This window comes from Catenibacterium sp. AM22-6LB, assembly GCF_003435615.1.
Taxonomy (GTDB): Bacteria; Bacillota_I; Bacilli_A; order Erysipelotrichales; family Coprobacillaceae; genus Catenibacterium; species Catenibacterium mitsuoka_A.
The window spans coordinates 1-4,171 of record NZ_QTUM01000092.1 but is presented as its reverse complement, the minus strand read 5'-3'; the positions used below and the strand labels follow the sequence as shown (position 1 = coordinate 4,171).

General features: G+C 31.0%; 7 protein-coding genes. All 7 read right to left on the bottom strand.

Annotated features, from left to right (window positions below; genetic code table 11):
- Positions 1 to 73: 73 nt before the first annotated feature.
- The 7 genes from nth to DW269_RS12135 all read right to left on the bottom strand — a co-directional run bounded on the left by nth (position 74) and on the right by DW269_RS12135 (position 4,043).
- Positions 74 to 709, bottom strand: a complete 636-nt coding sequence (nth, locus tag DW269_RS12165) for an endonuclease III (RefSeq protein ID WP_117460252.1) — start codon at positions 707 to 709, stop codon at positions 74 to 76.
- On the bottom strand, positions 702 to 1,277 hold the full coding sequence (locus tag DW269_RS12160) for a DnaD domain-containing protein (RefSeq protein WP_233503297.1): 576 nt from the start codon (positions 1,275 to 1,277) through the stop codon (positions 702 to 704). Before DW269_RS12160 ends, nth begins: the two co-directional genes overlap by 8 nt.
- Positions 1,278 to 1,285: 8 nt before the next feature.
- Positions 1,286 to 1,777 carry a hypothetical protein gene (locus tag DW269_RS12155; protein ID WP_117460248.1) on the bottom strand — a complete coding sequence of 164 codons (492 nt, stop codon included), beginning with the start codon at positions 1,775 to 1,777 and terminating at the stop codon, positions 1,286 to 1,288.
- Between the two features lie 58 nt (positions 1,778 to 1,835).
- On the bottom strand, positions 1,836 to 2,549 hold the full coding sequence (locus DW269_RS12150) for a zinc metallopeptidase (RefSeq protein WP_328290973.1): 714 nt from the start codon (positions 2,547 to 2,549) through the stop codon (positions 1,836 to 1,838).
- Between the two features lie 65 nt (positions 2,550 to 2,614).
- Positions 2,615 to 2,887, bottom strand: a complete 273-nt coding sequence (locus DW269_RS12145; RefSeq protein ID WP_022424200.1) for an HU family DNA-binding protein — start codon at positions 2,885 to 2,887, stop codon at positions 2,615 to 2,617.
- Between the two features lie 111 nt (positions 2,888 to 2,998).
- Complete coding sequence (locus DW269_RS12140) at positions 2,999 to 3,544, bottom strand: hypothetical protein (protein WP_117460244.1); 546 nt, start codon at positions 3,542 to 3,544, stop codon at positions 2,999 to 3,001.
- Positions 3,537 to 4,043 carry a flavodoxin family protein gene (locus DW269_RS12135; protein WP_117460242.1) on the bottom strand — a complete coding sequence of 169 codons (507 nt, stop codon included), beginning with the start codon at positions 4,041 to 4,043 and terminating at the stop codon, positions 3,537 to 3,539. The genes DW269_RS12140 and DW269_RS12135 overlap by 8 nt, the downstream gene beginning before the upstream one ends.
- Positions 4,044 to 4,171 lie beyond the last annotated feature (128 nt).

Sequence of the window (4,171 nt, the reverse complement as noted above, 5' to 3'; positions counted from 1 at the left end):
GATAAAATAAAAAACTAGAATTATTACTTGAATAACTTCTAGTTCTATAATACGAAAGAATCCATAAGGATTCTTAGAGCTTCTTGTTCTTTTCTTTACATATATCTACTAGTGGACATTCCTTACAATGGGGAGACATCGCCTTACAATGATATCTTCCAAAGAAGATCATTTGATGATGTGTTTTGATCCATCTATTTTTAGGAATAGTCTTCATGAGCTTCTTTTCTACAGTCAATACTGTATCATCCGCTTTCGCAAATCCAAGTCTTTTAGAGATACGTTCTACATGAGTATCTACCGCAATAGCGGGATAACCAAATCCTTCTGCCATGACAACATTGGCTGTTTTTCTTCCTACTCCTGGTAAAGTAATTAATTCTTTATGAGAAGCTGGTACAACGCCATTAAAGCGTGTCTGAAGAGCTTCAGCCATAGCCTTGATATTCTTAGCCTTATTCCTATAAAGGCCGATAGAATGGAGATCTGACTCTAATTCAGGCAATGATGCACTCGCATAGTCTTCTACTGTCTGATATTTTTTAAATAGATGAGTAGTCAGTTTGTTCACTGCTTCATCTGTTGTTTGTGCTGATAACATTACTGCAACAAGTAATTCTAGATTATTAGAATGATTCAATACACAGCGTGCATCTGGAAACATTTCATCAAATGTATTGAGTATTCGATCTTGTTTTGTTTTAATCATTTTCCCACCAGTTATAATTTCTTACTTCTTCACTTACTTCTGGCTCTTCTTCTTGATATTTCTTAATATAATTCTTAGAATGAGCCCAGTTTTCTAATACTCTTTCAATATATCTAAAAGAAAGGGCATTAGATTTCACTGCTTCTCTTAAAGCAGATACAATCATTTCATCATCATATCCAGTTCTTTTAAACTGATTGATATATTCAATATCCATAATACTCATTGTACGTCCAAAAGCATCTTCAAATATTTCTACAAGATTGACTTCTTCTTTCTTTTCTACCTTCATACCTAGTAATAGCTTTTCTAAAGGTTTGAAATCAATTTTTAAGTTAATACGATCAAGATAATGTTTGTCAACAAGTCTAATCATAATATCATCAATTTCTTTAACAGATAGAGATGAGAATTCCGCAATCTTTTGAGGATATATAGGTCTTACACCTAAATCACCTAAAGTCATCATCAATAATAATATATGTGTTTCTTCATCTTTTAGCCCTATAGACTTTCCTTTAAGTAATAATAGCTTCTTAAAGTCTATACACTGATAATCTTTCAACATTTCTGTACTCATAGACGATAATACTTCACAAACTTTCCTTCATCTAAAGAGTAATAGAAATAATAGAGGTGCTCATCATTCTGATATTTTCCAAAATAAACAAGATCACCATTTTCATAACCTATAGATAAACTACTTACACTTACTTTATATTCATTATTGATTGTATTGATGACATCTTCCTCTTTAGCGATAGAACCACTATAGCTATCTACTAATTTATATTTAGTATTGTAAACCTGATAGACCTTCTTTTTCTTCTTGTCTTTAATACGAATGATATAGTAGGTCTTAGAGCTGTTGTATTCATTGAAGTAATCATCATAGTTAAGTTTATGTTTATTAATGATCTTATTTCTTTCTAATGCGATATCATTTTCATGATTAAAATAAGGAACATGTATGCTTAACATGCAGAAAGAGACTACAATCAAAATAACCACTAATACTGCAATGATTAAATGATAAATCCAGTTTTTATCTTTCTTATTATAATTCATAACGACCTCCATAGTGCCACTATTATAGCGCATTTAAGATTAAAAAAAAAGAGATTCATCAATTTGAATCTCTATTAGAACTGCTTAATATCATAAAGAGAATTCTTAACATACTTGCAAGAGTTGCACATACTCCAGCAACATAAGTCAATGCAGCAGCATAAAGCATCTGCCATGCACCTGCATATTCATTTTCATTCAAGTATTGAGATTGTAATATTGCAAGTCCTCTTTTTGATGCATTAATTTCTACTGGCAATGTAATAATCTGGAAAGCTAAGATACCACACATAAGGAAGAAACCTAAAAAGGCAAGTTTAGTAGATCCTAATGCAAGTCCAATCATAATCGCAATCCAACCTAAATAATTTCCTACATTACATAAAGGAATAATCGCATTTCTTACACGTATTGGCATGTAGTTTTCATGATATTGAATGGCATGACCACATTCATGTGCTGCAACAGCACATGATGCAATGGTTGTACCATGATATATGTCACTCGAAAGAGATACACTATTATTAGAAGGATCAAAGTGATCTGATAATTCTCCATGTACTTCATAAACTGGTACATGAGTCATTCCATGAGAATCTAATATTTCTCTAGCCACTTGTGCCCCTGTGATACCACGGCTATTTTGTTTTTGACGGTATTTCGCGTATGTAGATTTAATCTTGGCCTGGCAGTATAAAGAAAAAACCATCGCAATAACTACTAAAATTGTACCAAGCATATAACCTGGATTTGTCATTAAATAATAACTCATTTTCATCAACTCCTGATACTATTATACATAAAAATTATTAACTGTATATAAACAAAAAAGATGCATTAGTTCATTGCATCTTTTAATCTATTACTTGGTTTGAAAGAAACTGTACGACTTGCAGGAATGATAATAGGTTCCTTAGTCTTAGGTGAAACACCCTTACGTTCATGGCAGTGATTGATTTTAAATGTACCGAAGCCAGAAATAAGAACTTTGTCACCATCAATCATACTTTCTACCATCGTATCAAAAACTGTATTCACAAGAATTTCAGCGTCTTTTTTTGTTAAATCTCTTTTTTCAGAAACGATATTGATTAATTCTTTTTTATTCACTTCTGTAATGCCTCCTAATAAATTATCCTTGAGTAGTATAACAAAATCTATCTTCTATTTCAAGAGATAAAATACAAAAAAAGCACGTAATAAAGGACATAAAATGAATTACTATTTTTGTGATTTATAGGCTTTTTCCCAGAACTTATTTCCTTCTTTTAAGAACTGTTTTTTAGAAAAAAATGTGATATCTAAGACACTTTCTTTCGCTTTTCTTATATCTAATGCAAAATTTTTTAATTCATTAGATACACGCCATGTATAAGGAATATGGTCTAATAAGAAGTAAGCACCAATTTTTAATGTACCTTTATAAACTGCATTTATTTTCTTACTATATAACTCCATAATCTCTTGGGCATAGTCACAATAATCTGTTTCATATTCATCACAATACATGACACAATAAATAGTTTTATGATTCATTAAAGACTCATTATTTTTCATATAATCAAGCATACATGAAGGGATAGTTTGCGAAGAGATAGGAAACATGAAAATAAGAGTATCATTATCTACTAAATCTTTATCTTCTATCACTTGTAATGTTTTAATAGTGACATCGTTTTTAAGATAGTGAGCAAGCTTATATGCCTGGTTATACATAACTTTATTTGTATATATTAAACCAGATAAGATGATTAAAGTATTATCCACGATCAACACCTCCAAATGTCTTAAGAGAATTGTCTAATTCTTCTTCAGTACAAAAATAAGTATTAATAGAAGAAATAGAATAACCTAAAAGAGAATCATGTAAATAATTCATCAACATCTTCTGTTCCTGTTCCGATATATCACCATAACCTATAAGAAGGATTTTCTTTGATTGCTGAGCTAAAGATGCATGACAGGTTGTTCCATCCACAGTTGTATAATAAGGCTCATATGAGGCAATATTGCGTTCTATAAAGGATTTTAGAGGTGTATCAAAGCATCCACAATAAATATGAGTCACTAATATAATCAAAGAAGCTTCTCCAATCCATTGATTAATGACCGATATATCATCATGATAACGACAAGGTGATCGTTTTTTTAGGCATGTATAATCACCAGTACAAGCACTATATTTAATATTATTCAGATTTACAATAACACTTTCTTTAAATAACTCTAAAGGAATGTCTTTATCAGTAATAACTATATTTTTCATATGATATGCCCTCCTCCCATAATGATACAAGAAGAAGTAAACGAATTCAATAAAAAAAGCCCTCCTGTTGGAAGGCATAAAAAAAGGACCTGGCAGCTTGCTATTGTCGCGTCTTCACACTATCGTCG